The organism is Larkinella bovis, assembly GCF_042655385.1.
Lineage (GTDB): Bacteria > Bacteroidota > Bacteroidia > Cytophagales > Spirosomataceae > Larkinella > Larkinella bovis.
In genome coordinates, this window is the sequence record NZ_JBHSMA010000015.1 from 105,781 (window position 1) to 120,433 (window position 14,653).

General features: G+C 54.1%; 12 protein-coding genes. 6 read left to right on the forward strand and 6 right to left on the reverse strand.

Annotation, left to right across the window (positions count from 1 at the left end; all coding sequences use genetic code 11):
* Positions 1 to 5: 5 nt before the first annotated feature.
* Genes ACFPMF_RS25820 through ACFPMF_RS25830 form a run of 3 tightly spaced genes read right to left on the reverse strand, consistent with a single transcriptional unit; the run spans position 6 to position 5,128 of the window.
* Positions 6 to 3,434, reverse strand: a complete 3,429-nt coding sequence (locus ACFPMF_RS25820; RefSeq protein WP_379850626.1) for a SusC/RagA family TonB-linked outer membrane protein — start codon at positions 3,432 to 3,434, stop codon at positions 6 to 8.
* Positions 3,435 to 3,439: 5 nt separating this feature from the next.
* Complete coding sequence (locus ACFPMF_RS25825) at positions 3,440 to 4,450, reverse strand: FecR family protein (protein WP_379850628.1); 1,011 nt, start codon at positions 4,448 to 4,450, stop codon at positions 3,440 to 3,442.
* Between the two features lie 18 nt (positions 4,451 to 4,468).
* Positions 4,469 to 5,128 (reverse strand): RNA polymerase sigma-70 factor, encoded by a 660-nt coding sequence (locus ACFPMF_RS25830; protein WP_379850630.1) that lies wholly within the window; start codon positions 5,126 to 5,128, stop codon positions 4,469 to 4,471.
* Positions 5,129 to 5,522: 394 nt separating this feature from the next.
* Between ACFPMF_RS25830 and ACFPMF_RS25835 the strand changes: the two genes are divergently transcribed.
* Complete coding sequence (locus tag ACFPMF_RS25835; RefSeq protein WP_379850632.1) at positions 5,523 to 8,528, forward strand: DEAD/DEAH box helicase; 3,006 nt, start codon at positions 5,523 to 5,525, stop codon at positions 8,526 to 8,528.
* Between the two features lie 8 nt (positions 8,529 to 8,536).
* Here the strand turns inward: ACFPMF_RS25835 and ACFPMF_RS25840 are convergent, their stop codons facing one another.
* Positions 8,537 to 9,025 (reverse strand): GtrA family protein, encoded by a 489-nt coding sequence (locus ACFPMF_RS25840; protein ID WP_379850634.1) that lies wholly within the window; start codon positions 9,023 to 9,025, stop codon positions 8,537 to 8,539.
* Between the two features lie 195 nt (positions 9,026 to 9,220).
* On the opposite strand from ACFPMF_RS25840, the gene ACFPMF_RS25845 reads away from it, so the two are divergent.
* From ACFPMF_RS25845 to ACFPMF_RS25860, 4 genes are all read left to right on the forward strand, one after another.
* A complete protein-coding gene (locus ACFPMF_RS25845; RefSeq protein WP_379850636.1) occupies positions 9,221 to 10,378 on the forward strand; it encodes a 5-(carboxyamino)imidazole ribonucleotide synthase in 1,158 nt (385 codons plus the stop codon).
* A 98-nt stretch (positions 10,379 to 10,476) separates the two neighbouring features.
* A complete protein-coding gene (purE, locus tag ACFPMF_RS25850; protein WP_379850638.1) occupies positions 10,477 to 10,956 on the forward strand; it encodes a 5-(carboxyamino)imidazole ribonucleotide mutase in 480 nt (159 codons plus the stop codon).
* 80 nt (positions 10,957 to 11,036) lie between these two features.
* Positions 11,037 to 11,828 (forward strand): LysM peptidoglycan-binding domain-containing protein, encoded by a 792-nt coding sequence (locus tag ACFPMF_RS25855; RefSeq protein ID WP_379850640.1) that lies wholly within the window; start codon positions 11,037 to 11,039, stop codon positions 11,826 to 11,828.
* A gap of 141 nt (positions 11,829 to 11,969) precedes the next feature.
* Positions 11,970 to 12,287, forward strand: coding sequence for a Dabb family protein (locus ACFPMF_RS25860; protein WP_379850686.1), 318 nt, complete (start codon positions 11,970 to 11,972; stop codon positions 12,285 to 12,287).
* A 64-nt stretch (positions 12,288 to 12,351) separates the two neighbouring features.
* On the opposite strand, the gene ACFPMF_RS25865 is transcribed toward ACFPMF_RS25860, so the two are convergent.
* A complete protein-coding gene (locus ACFPMF_RS25865) occupies positions 12,352 to 12,921 on the reverse strand; it encodes a YcxB family protein (RefSeq protein ID WP_379850642.1) in 570 nt (189 codons plus the stop codon).
* Positions 12,922 to 13,090: 169 nt separating this feature from the next.
* On the opposite strand from ACFPMF_RS25865, the gene ACFPMF_RS25870 reads away from it, so the two are divergent.
* The gene (locus ACFPMF_RS25870) at positions 13,091 to 13,600 is read left to right on the forward strand and encodes a phosphoribosyltransferase family protein (RefSeq protein ID WP_379850644.1); all 510 of its coding nucleotides are present in this window, start codon (positions 13,091 to 13,093) and stop codon (positions 13,598 to 13,600) included.
* A gap of 16 nt (positions 13,601 to 13,616) precedes the next feature.
* Here the strand turns inward: ACFPMF_RS25870 and ACFPMF_RS25875 are convergent, their stop codons facing one another.
* Positions 13,617 to 14,639, reverse strand: coding sequence for an alkaline phosphatase D family protein (locus ACFPMF_RS25875; protein WP_379850647.1), 1,023 nt, complete (start codon positions 14,637 to 14,639; stop codon positions 13,617 to 13,619).
* Positions 14,640 to 14,653: the final 14 nt, after the last annotated feature.

Consider the following 14,653-nt stretch of genomic DNA (forward strand, 5'->3'; position numbering starts at 1 on the left):
ATGCATTAAAGGCCCAGATTAACACCAATCATAAATGTTTTTGCGCGCGGATACGCTCCGTAATCAATTCCCTGGTTGATGGGGTTCTGCCCGTGCGAGTTGACTTCCGGGTCGTAACCGGTGTAGTTCGTCCAGGTCAGAATGTTCTGACCGCTCACATAAATCTTGGCCGAACGACTCCATTTGACGAGCTTGCCCGGCAGGTTATAGGCCAGCACAATGTTGCGCAGCCGCAGGTAGGAGCCGTCTTCCAGCGCCCGCGTGCTGATGAATTGCTCCTGGCCCCGGTAGTCGGCCTTGGGCATGTAGGCATTCGGATTTTCGGGTGTCCAGCGGTCGAGGGCGCGGATGTGGTTGTTGTGGGTCCCACGCATCGATTCGAGTTCGTACACCCGCAGCAGGTTCAGGATATTGTTGCCGTAAACGCCCTGCAGCAGGATCGTTAAATCGAAATGGCCGTACGTGAACGTGTTATTGAGACCGTAGATGAATTTGGGTTGCGCATTCCCGATCAGGGTTCGGTCGGCGGGCGAAAGCGTACCGTCGCCGTTGACGTCTTTGAACCGCAGATCACCCAGTTCCATGTAGCGGTGAACCGGTCCTTTCGCGATGTCTTCCTGGGTGCGGAACAAACCGTCGCCCACATACCCAAAGAACGAGTTAACCGGCTGGCCCTTGCGGATCAGGATCGCGGGGCCGGGTGAATAGAAACTCGAACCCGACTCAGGACCGAAAAACTCCTCGACCCCGCCCAGGCTCAGCACTTTGTTGCGGTTTTGGGAGTAATTGGCGTCCACATTCCACTTCAGTCGGCCATTGATTGGTGTGGCACTGACGGACAGTTCAAACCCTTTGTTTTCGGTGCTGCCCACGTTCTGGAGGGAGGTGCTGTAACCCGACGTCCAGGGAACGCTGACTTCCAGCAGCAGGTCTTTGGTCCGTTTGTAGTAATAATCCGCCGTGAAGCGCAGCCGGTTGTTGAGTACGCCAAAATCGACGCCTACGTCAAATTGCGCCGTGCGTTCCCATTTCAGATCCGGGTTGGCCACCCGCGACGGCGCAATACCGATGGCGAGTGCGTTGCCAATAATGGACGAGGTATTGCTGAGGGAGCTTTGAGAACGGTATAGTGGTATTTCCTGAAAACCGGTAACGCCGTAGCTGGTCCGGAATTTCAGGTCGGAAACCAGGCGCTGGTTCTGCATGAACGGTTCTTCCGAAACCCGCCAGGCCAGGGCCCCCGAAGGAAAATAACCCCATTTGTTGCTGGCCCCAAACCGCGAGGAACCGTCGGCCCGCAGCGAGACTGTGAGCAGATACCGCTCCCGAAAACCGTAGTTGATCCGGCCCAGGTACGACATAAGTGACCACTGATTGGCACCCGAAGCGGCTGGTTGCACGAGTCCGGCGGCTTCCAGATTGTTATACGTCAGAATATCGTTGACAAAATTCTGCCCTTTGGCTTCCACGTCTTCGCTGATCTCGCGCTGAACCGTAAAGCCGGCCAGCGCATTGAAATGGTGGACACCGACGGTTTTGTCGTATGTCAGTGTGTTTTCGTTCAGCCAGTTGTAGGTTTGCTGATCGCTGATGTTGGCAATGCCATTCTGAAAATAGGCCCGGTAGGTGGTGCGGGGAACATACAGATTGTTTTTGGAATAGGTCACATCGGCGCCCATGCTGACGCGGGCCGACAGGCCTTTGACGAGTTCGTACTGCGCATACAGGTTGCCCAGTATCCGACCCGTTCGGGTGAGGTTGGTCGTTTCCTTCGCCAGCGAAACCGCATTGTCGCGCCGAACGGAAGGCCCGATTTGTTGCCAGTCAACAAAATAATTGCCGTTCTGGTCGTAGATCGGCAGGTTGGGGCCGCTGGTCAGGGCGGTATGCACCACACCGTTGCTGCCGGTACCGCCACTGTTGACCAATACCGCGTGGTTGTTGATGTAGCTCAGTTGCATATTACTCCCAAACTTTAGCTTTTCGTTGACCTTCGTTTCCATATTGAAGCGAAACGACAGTCGTTTAAAGTTGGAGTTTTGGATAATTCCGTGCTGGTCGAAGTAATTTCCGCTGACCATAAACCGGGTTTTCTCCAAACCCTGCGCGAACGTAAGCTGGTAGTTGCGGATGGGCGCGGTTCGGTAAATGCCGTCCTGCCAGTCGGTGCCTTCACCCAGGGCTTTCGGATCGGCAAAGGGCAGGGCCCGGCCCCGGAAGGCAGCCGCTTCGTTGGCCAGTTCGGCAAACTGGGTGCCGTTCAGCAAGGGAATTTTGTAGATCAACTTCTGAACACCGGTATAATATTCGGCGTCCAGGCGCGACTGGCCCGCTTTGGCCTGTTTGGTTGTAATCAGCACCACCCCGTTGGAACCCCGTGAGCCGTAGATGGCCGTGGCCGACGCATCTTTCAGAATTTCGATGGACTCAATATCCGACGGATTCAGGCTTTTGAGGGCCGTGACCGGAAAACCGTCCACCACATACAGCGGCTCGTTGTTGTTCGTGATCGAATTGCCCCCCCGAATCCGGATGGAAACCGTTCCGCCCGGCGCGGCATCGGTCTGCGTTACCTGCACCCCGGCCGCCCGACCCTGAAGCCCCTGATCGAGGGTGGCCATGGGTAGTTTGTGAAATTCCGTGCCGGATACCGAAGAAACCGAACCCGTGAGGTCGCTTTTTTTGACTGTACCGTAGCCCACCACCACTACTTCCTCCAGCGAACGCTCGCTCGGTTTCAACACAACCGTCAGGTTTTGCTGTTTACCGACGGTAATTTCCTGGGCTTCGTAGCCAATGGACGAGAATACCAAAACCGCCTGTTCGTCGCGCACCCGCAGGCTAAAACCACCGTTGGCATCGGTGGTGGTGCCCGTCGTGGTCCCTTTCACCTGCACGTTGACGCCCGGTAGCCCTTCGTTCGATCCGGCAGCCGATACGCGCCCCTGCACCGCAATGTCGGCGGCTGGGGAACTTGTTGCCGTTGGTTGGTTTTGCGAAGACACATTCTCAATCGCGCCGTTTTTTTCGGCCGGGCCCGGTGAAAGGGAGGGATCGGTGCGGCCGGAAGAGGTCGGTCGAGCAGGATACAACCGGATTGAATTGGACAAAATCAGATAAGCCCCATTGGACAACCGTTTGACCTGAAAATCTGTTGTCCGCAGCAGCGTTTCCAGATTTTTTTCGATCGACCATTTGGGATGAAACCAGCCAACGGGAACGCTGATGCCCTGAAGTTGCTGCTCTTCGAACGCCAGATCGACTTTGTAGTGGTTACGGAGTTGCAGTAATGCATCCCGTAATTGAACCGTCGAACTGGGCCCGGTTTGGGTGAGAGAGCGTCCGGGTTGAGCCGATGCCAGGGTTTGCGCCTGAACGGCCGCCGACAGCAACCAGCCAGCCGCAGGCAGCATGACTTTGATAAAGAATCGCATACGCATCAAGGATTTAGGGAAGAAAGAGGAATAAGGACTTTGCCCGAGTCGGTCTCGACAATTTGCGTGTGGGTTAACGTCGTTACCAAATCGAGCAGAACAGGGGCACTTTCGGCCCGGAATGTGCCGGTAAGTTGCCGGTTTTTCAGGTTCGAATCGCCCAGTTGAACGTTTTCGCCAAAGTGATCGGCCAGCGTAGTAAGTACCTGCGACAAAGGCGTCCGGTCGAACAAAAACCGGTGTTCTTTCCAACTCGTGAAGCGTTCGACGGCCTGATTGGAGCGAAGATGGACCTGGCCGCCTGGTTCGACGGTGGCGACGTCACCCGGTTTCATCACGACTGGCTTGGGCGACGAGGCTTTCAGGGAGCGGAACGCCACTTTACCGCTGTTGAGGACAATCCGTGATCCCTGCGGACGGGCCGACACCACGAATTCGGTGCCCAGCACCACAACCTCGACATCGTCCGGCGTCCGGACAATAAACCGTTGGTGGGTTGGTAGATGGCGGACGGAGAACTCGGCTTCGCCCGTCAGAGAGACTTCGCGGCTGCGTTGTCCGAACGTCCAGCGCGACAGGCGCAGGCTGGAATTGGCATTGAGCGTCACCCGGCTGCCATCGGGGAGCCCGACGGTTTTCAGTTCACCGTATTGGGTCGAATACGTGCGGTAAAGCCAGGTATCGCGTTGCCAGAGGGCCAACAGGCAAAGCAAGGCGAGCGAAGCCGCTACGAACCAGATCCGGCGGATGGAACGGCCGCCGGAAGCGGCTAACGGAATCAGCGGGGTTTCCACGACGGACCCTGGCTGTTCGATGCGTTGCCGAAAGTGCTGGAAAGCCGTCGGGGAATCAGCCAGATATTGGAGCCGCTGGTTTTCCCACTCTTCCAGGCAGGCGAAAAACCACTCGCGGTTTTCCGGTGACTGTCGCCATTGGTGAATTCGCTGCGTTTGGAGGGGCGTGGTGGTCCCGTCAAAATAGGCAAACAGCAACGCCTTGGATATTTCCGATTGCATAGTGTCGTCAGATGGAGTTTACCAGACCAGGAACAGGAGCAGGATGAGCCAGTAATCATGGAGCGATTGCCGCAGCCGGGCCAGGGCTTTGGTCAGGTGGCCTTCTACGGTTTTGACCGAAATGGCGAGCTGGCTGCTGATCTCGGTATTTTTCTGGCCTTCAAACCGGCTCATGATAAAGACGTTGCGGCATTGGGGGGGCAGGGCCTCCAGGGCCCGGTTGATCCGGACGGTGAGTTCTTCAAAGGCCAGGTCCCGGTCCGACTCCGCACTGTCGATCCGGTCGGTCAGGTCGGATTCTTCGGTGGGCTGGGTGCGGTTAAACTCCCAGCGGAGGTAATTGATGGCGCGGTTGCGGGCCGCCGAAAACAGATACGCCCGGAACGAGCCGCTGATCTGGCTGTACTGGTTGTTTTGCCAGAGGTGGTAAAACAGGTCGCCGACCAGGTCTTCGCCGATTTCGCGTGAATACACCAACCGGGCTACGTGGCTGCACAAGGGGCGGTAATAGCGTTGATAAAGCAGTTCGAAGCCTTTGATCGGGTCCTGTTGCAGCGTCCGCCGGATCAGCCAGTCCGGATCCGACGGGCTTTCGTTTTCCATTGGCGATAGCGGGCGTAAACCAACATCCGGTCGCCGGTCGTTCGGAGAGTTCTGTGGCGGTGTCAATCCATTCATACAGCTAAGGGTCTATTCTAAAGACAAGAATAGTGGGCAAAACCCTCGCTTTGGTTCTGAATCTATTGCAATTTTTTCTCATAAAGATTCTAAATGAGGCTGAAGGCCGGTTTTGGGGGTGTTTAACAAAAAATTACAAAACCGATAGGGCAAAACATGTCGGCTGGCCGGCGGTCAACTAAACAGGCCGTACACTCAGTTACCGACGGCTTCCGGGCATTTGGACTTGCCTTTTTTGCACCTATTCGTATATTTGAGTTTGTTGCTTATTCTAGCCCGGCGGAATAATTGCCCAGTTGCTTGCTTTTGGACCCATACGGTTTCGGAGCATAGCCGGTGTGTCGACCGTTCGGGGTTTGGTGAAGTCGTACTAAATACGGATCGCTTTATTGTTATGAAAGTATCGCCTGCAGAACCGTTTCAACTGGTATACTCGCTCCTGGAACACGAGTTTCTGGGCTATTTGTTTGAAGCATTCGTTGTGCAGCTAAACGCACGGGGCGAACTGACGCTGCAGAACCAAACGCTGTCGGCCAAAAATGCCGGGGAGTTTGCCAGTGAGCTGGACGAGGCTGATTTTGAGCTGATTCGGATCATCGATGAAATTCAACAGGATGCCATTCTGAAACGCTTCAACGCCAAAAAGCTATCCACGGTCGATTTTTTCCTGAAAGTGTACGACACGCAGAAAGGGGACAAGGAACTGCGCGATCGGATTTGTGACTACCTGGAAGTGCGCCGGGCGCTGATTCTGGAACAACTGGCGGATAAGAAATTGTACATTATGGGCAGCGACGGCAACCCGGCCTGGATGCCGGTGGAGCGAATGCCGGAAAAAGCCCGGGTGTATTTCAATTTTGTCCGGAACGAAACCGCTACGGAATATTTCCCCATCATTAAATACCAGGACGAACGGGTCGAATTTCAGTTCAAGGACGCCTTGCTGATCTGCGACGAACCCGCCTGGATGATGGTCGGCAGCCGACTGTTTCATTTCGACAAGAATGTGGACGGGAAAAAGCTGCGGCCGTTTCTCCAGAAGCGAAACATCGTTATCCCTAAAACGCTTGAAGATCAGTATTATCACCGGTTTGTGGCCCCGCTGATCGCGTCGTATAACGTATACGCCAGAGGGTTTGAAATCCGGAGCGAAGTGCTGACGCCCGCGCCGGTTTTGACGGTTTCCGAACAGATCCCGCCCAGCCGGGCCGTACCGACTCTGTTCGACCATGCCGGGGTGAACGGCGACACGCACCGGCATGGCGTTTCGGAACGCATGAATAATGTGCTTACGGAAATGCCCCACGCGGCTTCCGTGGACGATTCGCAGGTGGTTTTTGATCTCCTGTTTCAGTACGGACAATTCACCTTCCGCTACGACGGTTTCACGGATTCGTCCAACGTCAGCATCGAAAAGAAAGGTGATGACTACGTTTTTCACAAGATTCGACGGGATGTTCGAAAGGAAAAATCGACGCTTTTCTGGCTCAAGGAAAATGGCCTCGAACTGAAAGATAACGGGCATTCACGACTGGACAAAGCGGCCGCTTTCGAGTGGTTACAGCAAAACCACAACCTGCTGCTGGAAGCCGGTTTTCAGGTTTCGCAGCACGCCAGCGACGCCAAGCGGTATTTTCTGGGGTATTCATCCATCGTGGTTTCGATCAACGAAACCCGCGACTGGTTCGACATTTACGCCAAGGTGCAGTTCGGCGAGTTCGAGATTCCGTTTATCAAGCTCCGGTCGCTGATTCTGAACAAGAAAAAAGAATTTGCGCTGCCCAACGGCGAAATTGCCGTGATTCCCGAAACCTGGTTTACGAAATATTCGGAACTGTTCGCGTTTATGGAACACGAGGTCGACAGCGACCGGATGGTGCTGCATAAACACCATATTGCGCTCGTGCAGGAGTTACAGGAAGAAAGCCTGGCGTCGGCGGTGATTAGCCGCAAACTGGAGAAACTACGGAGTTTTGAGGAAATCAACGCCCATCCGCTGCCCAGCGGTTTTAAGGGCGATCTGCGTCCCTACCAGAAAGCGGGGTACGACTGGCTGCAATTCCTGAACCAGTACCGCTTCGGGGGGTGCCTGGCCGACGACATGGGACTGGGTAAAACCGTCATGACGCTGACGCTGTTGCAGTCGCAGAAGGAAGCCGGTTTTAAGGAGCCGACCCTGCTGGTGATGCCCACGTCGTTGCTGTACAACTGGGAGCTGGAAGCCCGGCGGTTTACGCCCGACCTGCGCGTGATGTCGTATACGGGAACGTACCGCGACAAAAATACCGCCCAGTTTGATGATTACGACCTGATTCTGACTTCCTACGGAATTGTCCGGATCGACATTGACCTGCTGAAAAATTACCGGTTTCATTACGTCATTCTCGACGAATCGCAGGCCATCAAAAATCCGTCGTCGCACATCACGCGGGCGGTGATGCAACTGAATTCGGCCCACCGGCTCATCCTGACCGGTACTCCCCTGGAAAACAGCACGATGGACTTGTGGACGCAGATGACGTTCATCAACCCCGGGTTACTGGGCAGCCAGACGTTTTTCCGCAACGAGTTTCTGGTACCGATCGAGAAAAAGAACGACGAGCAGAAAACGCAGCGGCTCTACGGCATCATCAAGCCGTTCATGCTGCGTCGGCACAAGTCGCAGGTGGCGCGGGATCTGCCCGAAAAAGTGGAAAGCATTCATTACAGCGACATGTCGCCGGAACAGGAAAAGCAGTACGAGGAAGCCAAGTCGTATTACCGGAACCTGATTCTGGAGCGGATTGAAGAAGAAGGCGTGGCGAAGTCGCAGATGGTGGTTTTGCAGGGCCTGACCAAACTCCGCCAGATTGCCAACCACCCCCGGATGATCGACGAAACCTACGAAGGCAATTCCGGAAAGCTCGACGACATGGTGATGCGGCTGGAAGGTGCCATGGCGGATAATCACAAGGTTCTGGTTTTCAGTCAGTTTATTAAACACCTGGACGTTGTTCAGCAATATTTGCAGGAACGCGGGATTCAGTATGCCTACCTCGACGGATCGACGCAGGACCGCCGGGGGCAGGTCAATCTGTTCCAGAACGACGATTCGATCAAACTCTTTTTGATTTCGCTGAAAGCGGGCGGTTTGGGGCACAACCTGACGGCGGCCGACTACGTGTTCATCCTCGATCCGTGGTGGAACCCGGCCATCGAAGCCCAGGCCATCGACCGCGCCCACCGCATTGGCCAGAAGCGAACGGTTTTTACCTACAAATTCATTTCCCGCAACACGGTGGAGGAAAAGATTCTGGCGTTGCAGCGCTCCAAGCAAAAACTGGCCAGTGACCTGATTGCCACCGAAGAAAACTTCATGAAGTCGCTGACGAAAGAAGACATTATGGCGCTGCTGGAATAACCGGTTACTCAGAGGTTGAGTAGTGCTTTCAGCTTTTCGTAAAAACCGGTATTGCGGAAGGTGAAGGTTTTGTGCAGGATGTAATTGGAGATAAAACTCAGGCCCATTCCGAAGGTGTGCGAGAATAACTTGTTCGTATTCACGGTTTTAACCGAGCCCGGCAGCGTGAACTCGTAACTCCCGATCTGGCTGATAGAGAGGTTATACAGTCCCGAAGCGCCATATACCGTAATCAGGCAGGAAATCACCGAAACCATCGCAAATTTGGCCATTTCCCGGCGGGTTTTGGCCGAATTCTTGGCGTTGAAGGCCAGCAGTTTGGTCAGGAAAAAACCGATAAAGAACGAGGTGACGTAACCGATCAGGACGCCATTTTCGTACGAAACCTGAAACCACTCCTGAAGCAGGGAACTGACTACAATTTGCAAAGAGGCCCCAATGGCAGCTACAATGAAATACGCAATTAAATCTTTTTGATTGAAGAGTTTGTCGGTCATAATGGGGGCCTTTCCGCAGCCAATAAGACCCGCAAATTAACAGGAAGAGTTGGAATTTGCAGCAACTTACCGGTTATCAGACACTGGCGTTTACTGAACGGTGAATCAGAAAGGGCGAAACGCTTAAAAACAACTGGCCTGAAAACTACAATTAAGCCGTAAATGGGGCTACTTTTGCGGACGGATTTTTTGCTTATGTCTACATTCAACCCCCAAACCCGCATTGGCATCCTTGGTGGTGGCCAGCTGGGTCTGATGCTGTTACAGGCCGGTATCGACTGGAACCTGACGGTGCATATTCTCGATCCCGATGCCGAAGCGCCCTGCCGCCACCTGGCAACGGTTTTTACACAAGGCTCCCTGACGGATTATGATACGGTTTATCAGTTCGGCCAGCAGGTCGATGTGTTGACCATTGAAATTGAGCGGGTTAACGTCGATGCGCTGGAAGCCCTGGAGCGCGAAGGCAAACGGGTTTTTCCGCAACCGTCGGTAATCCGGATTATTCAGGACAAACGGGAACAGAAGCAGTTTTACCGGAAACACAACCTGCCGACGGCGGATTTTATTCTGACCGAAAACCGGGCCGACGTGGCGCAGGCGGTAACCCGTAAACCGGATTTTCTGCCCGCGTTTCACAAACTGGGCCGCGATGGCTACGATGGTCGGGGGGTGCAGCGAATTGCCACCAGCGGGGACTTCGAAAAAGCGTTCGACGCGCCGGGCGTGCTGGAAAAAGCCGTTGATTTTGAGAAAGAACTGGCCGTGATTGTTGCCCGCAACGAGCAGGGCCAAACCGCCATGTTCCCGACCGTCGAGATGGTTTTTCATCCCGAACAGAATCTGGTCGAATACCTGTTTGCTCCCGCAGCGGTTTCGGCCGCCATCGACCAGCAGGCGCAGGAGGTGGCCCGGAAAACCGCCGAAGCCTTCGGTATTGTGGGCTTGCTAGCGGTCGAATTATTCCTGACAAAAGACGGGCAGGTGATCGTCAACGAAGTGGCCCCCCGCCCGCACAACAGCGGCCACCAGACGATCCGGGCGAATGTGACGTCGCAGTTTGAACAGCACTGGCGGGCCATTCTGAATCTGCCCCTGGGCGATACTACCGCACTGACGCCAGCCGCCATGATTAACCTGCTGGGGGAGCCCGGTCACAGTGGAACGGCTCGTTACGAAGGCATGGAAACCCTGCTGGCGATGTCGGGCGTGTTTCCGTTTCTGTACGGTAAAAAAATTACCCGTCCGTTTCGCAAAATGGGGCATATTACCGTTATTAGTTCGGATTTAGAGCAGCTTCGCGCCAAAGCCGAAACCGTGAAGGAAAACATAAAAGTGAAGAGTGATGAATGATGAGTTAAGAGTTAAAAGTGATGAGTTAGCTCCGCAGGTTAGTACTGGTTGGCGAAGTAACTCTTAACTCTTAACTCTTAACTCTTAACTCAATAAAGATGGTTGGAATTATCATGGGCAGCAGCTCGGACCTGAAGGTCATGCAGGAAGCCGCCGGTATTTTACAGGAACTGGGCGTAGCCTACGAAATAGATGTGGTGTCGGCCCACCGGACGCCCGAGAAGATGGTCGACTACGGCAAAACCGCCCGGTCACGGGGGCTGAAAGTGATCATTGCCGGCGCGGGCGGGGCCGCCCATTTGCCGGGCATGGTGGCTTCCCTGACCACGCTCCCGGTCATTGGGGTGCCGGTCAAATCCAGCAATTCGATCGATGGCTGGGATTCGGTGCTGTCGATTCTGCAAATGCCGTCGGGTGTACCCGTAGCCACGGTGGCGCTCAACGGGGCCCGCAACGCCGGGATTCTGGCGGCCCAAATCGTGGGCACGTTCGACGAAACCGTCGCCGGGCGGTTGCAGGATTACAAGGAAGAGATGAAAGACAAAGTCGAAAAAATGAGTCAGGAGGTAAAAAAATAACCGGTTTAAGGTTTGACGTTTAACGTCTGAGGTAATCTTAGCAGCGTTAGACGGTGAACTTTAAACGTTAAACCCTAAGTATGGAAACCGAGAATGTGAAGCGCAATCCCCGGCCCACGGAAGGGTCAAGTTTGCCAGCAATCACGCTGGCCGTGCTGGTGCTGACGATTCTGGCGCTGCTGTACATCGGTTATGAGTACGTGGCCGATGATGTAAAAGGGTCGGAGGAACTGACCAGTGTTGCGCTCGACACGACGGTGCAAAAACCGGTGGAACTGCCTATCGAGCCGGAACTGGTAGCGCCGATCGAAATCGATACGTCGAGCCGGAACGCGCCGGTCGATTTGTCGCAGGCTACACCACCACCCGCCGAGGAAGAGAAGAAGGAGGAACAGAAAAAACCAGCGCTCGATTCGGAAGAACGACCGGCAAAAGGAACACCACCGGCGGAAAAACCGGTTGCCGAAACGCGGACGGAAAAACCAGCGCCGGTCGCAAAACCGGCGGAAGAAAAACCCCGGGAAGAGAAAAAAGAAACGCCCAAAGTCAGCGTTCCGGCGGGGGGTGTTTCACTGACCCATACCGTAAAACCGGGGGAGACGATTTACAGCGTGGCTACCCGGTATAATCTGAGTGTCAATGCCTTAAAAGCGTTGAACCCAGAGTTGAAAGACAACGATGTGAAAGCCGACGTGACGAAACTGCGCGTAAAAGCGCGGGCGTATCATACCGTTGGGGCGGGTGATATTCTGCGGGTTGTGGCCGAAAAGTACGGCGTGACGGTTGAGGCACTGATGAAAGCCAACGGCAAAACCAAGAATCACGCGGCCCGGGGTGAGAAGCTGATCATCCCCTACGCCGAACGCCAGTAGACAGTAGTTTCCGGTACAGTGCCCCTTTTTCTAACGTCCTGCGGTTGCAGAATTTACCGACAATTCGATTCCATGAAAACCATTTTTGCCACTCTCTTCTGTATTGGTCTGGCCCTGACCGGCGCGACTGCTCAAAACAAAATGAAAAAATCCGACCTGCAACACGTGGTGCTGTTCAAGTTTAAACCGGAAACGACGCCCGCAAAAGTAAAGGAGATTGTTGCGGCTTTTGAAGCACTGCCGTCGAAGATCAAGGAAATCAAAGGATTTAAGTGGGGAACCAACAACAGCCCGGAGGGGCACGATAAGGGATTGACCCACGCCTTTATCCTGACGTTCGATAACGAAAAAGACCGGGACACCTACCTGCCGCACCCGGCTCACAAGGAGTTTGGCAAGATCGTCGGTCCGTGGCTGGCCGATTTGACCGTCGTCGATTTCACGAATCAGGCGAAATAGCCTGGAAAACAAAAAAGGAGGAAAGGAAAAAGGCTTGCCTTTTTCCTTTCCTCCTTTTTTGTTTTTATTTCTCGCTTTCGGCCAGGAAACCTTTCCGTTTCAGGAGGGTGTCCATGAATTTCAGTTCGTTTTCGGTGGTGAAAATCGAATACGGAAGATAAATAAACTGGGCGTTTTTCATGCCTTTGGCCACGATTTTGGCCAGCCAGTTTACTTTCATGCCCGTCATGGCCTGGTCGTTGGAAACCACCATGATATACGCGTCTTTGTCTTTGGTGACACTCCGGATTTGATCCCACTTCAGAATGCCGCCTTCGCGGGCGTTCAGTTTCAGCAGAATCTGGCGACTGTCGATTTCATAGACGTATTTCTGAAACAACGTCTTGGTTTGCTCCATTTGGGTAATCCCCGTAAACTGCACCGCCCAGAACAGCACGTAGAGAATGGTGAGCAGCACGATAACGAGGTAAATCCACCAGTTGGAGTAAACACCCGTCAAATTCAGGATCACATTGATGAGAATAAGGGCCAGCGGTACGAAGCCCCAGTACCAGTTTTGTTTTACCCAGCTACGCATCGCCAGACTGATGTAGGTTTTCTGGTCGAGGGCGTATTTTTTGGTTTTAATAATCATTGAAATAAAACTTTAGACAAACGAGGTGAGACAAGAGAGGTAAGAAACGTGGTTTGTCTCCTGTCTCACTTCTCTTGTCTGAATACCAGCTTGCAAAAGTACGAAAAGGCTTCGTTTATTTTGTGCCTTCGGCCTTTTCGGTTAATTTTCATTTTTCAATGAAGCGAGTATGACTGCCGAAATTACCCAGATTCTGACGCGCGTGCAGGTGGAACAGAAAATCCGCCGGATTGCGTTTGAAATTTACGAGAACAACTTTGAACAATCGGAGGTCATTCTGGCCGGGGTGTCGGGCGAAGGCTACGTGCTGGCCCAGCGGCTGGCGGAGGTATTGCAGCAAATTGCCCCGCTGGATACCAAAGTCATGAAAATCAACCTGGACAAAACCACCCAGCAACAACCGCCGATTCATCTGGACGCCGGGGATACGGTTTTTACCAACAAATCCGTGGTGGTGGTCGATGACGTGCTGAACTCGGGCCGGACGCTGGCCTTTGCGCTGCAACCCTTCCTGAACGTTCCGCTGATCAGCCTGAAAGTAGCGGTGATTGTCGACCGCGATCACAAACGCTACCCCGTGGCGGCCGATTACATTGGCTACAAACTCTCCACCACGCTCACCGAACACGTGCAGGTCGTGCTGAGTGACGAGGAGCGGATGGGGGTTTATCTGCAATAAAAACCGGTTTTCTTTTTCAAAACCGCAGTTCCTGGGTCAGGTACGTGCTTTGGTTGTCGCCTTTGATCTGGGTCGTAACGGTCAGCGGTTTCTGGTTCCAGTTGATGGTAAACAGGCCGTAGTTCAGTTCGAAAACCACCTGGCCGACGCGTAGGGCATTGATTTCTTCGCGGGGTTTGCCGACGTGGGTGAGGCCGCTGCTGGTGATGTCGTAGAGGTCGTAGCCCAGCCCCGGAACGCTGACTTTAGAGACTTCGGCGATGTGCCGGTCGCCACTGATCAGAATGGCTCCTTTGGGTTTGGTTTTACCCAGCAGGTCGAAAAACCGCTGCCGGGCGGTGGGGAAATTACCCCATTTTTCGGATTTGTGGTCGTTGGCCAGAAACTGAATCCCGCAGCCAATGATGTGTACATCGGCATCGGAATGGGTCAACTGCTGCTCCAGCCATTTCCACTGGGCCTCGCCCAGAATGTCGCCGGACGGATCGGGAACGTTGACTTTATTTTCTTTCTTCAACGGGTCGCGGAAATACCGGCCATCCAGCAGAATCACTTTCACGCGCTGGCCTTTCGGCCCGTAGGTATGAACCGAATACGCGCCTTCCTGCTTCCGGAGCGGGTCGCTGGCGGGCACATCCAGAAAATCGAGTATCAGTTGCTGGCTCTCTTTCCGGCGCGGGTATTCCTTGCCGCCGTCGTTGACACCATAATCGTGATCATCCCAGACGCCAATGATTTTGGTGGATTGACGCAACCGGGCGTAACCCGGATGCGATTTCTGTTTGTTGTACTTGGCCTTCAGCGTATCCATGTTTTCCGAATCACCGTAGATGTTATCGCCGAGCCAGACCCAGACATCCGGTTTTTGAGCCACAATATCATCCCAGAGAAGCATCGGACGTTTCTGGTCGCTGCACGAGCCGAAGGCAATGGTGGTGACCGGTTTTTGGGTGTCCGACGCGGTGGCTGCGGTTTTGGGCGTACGGCAGGCGGTCAGCGTGGTACAGGCAAGAAGGGCGAAGTAAACAACGTTTTTCATCAGGCTTGGGAAGA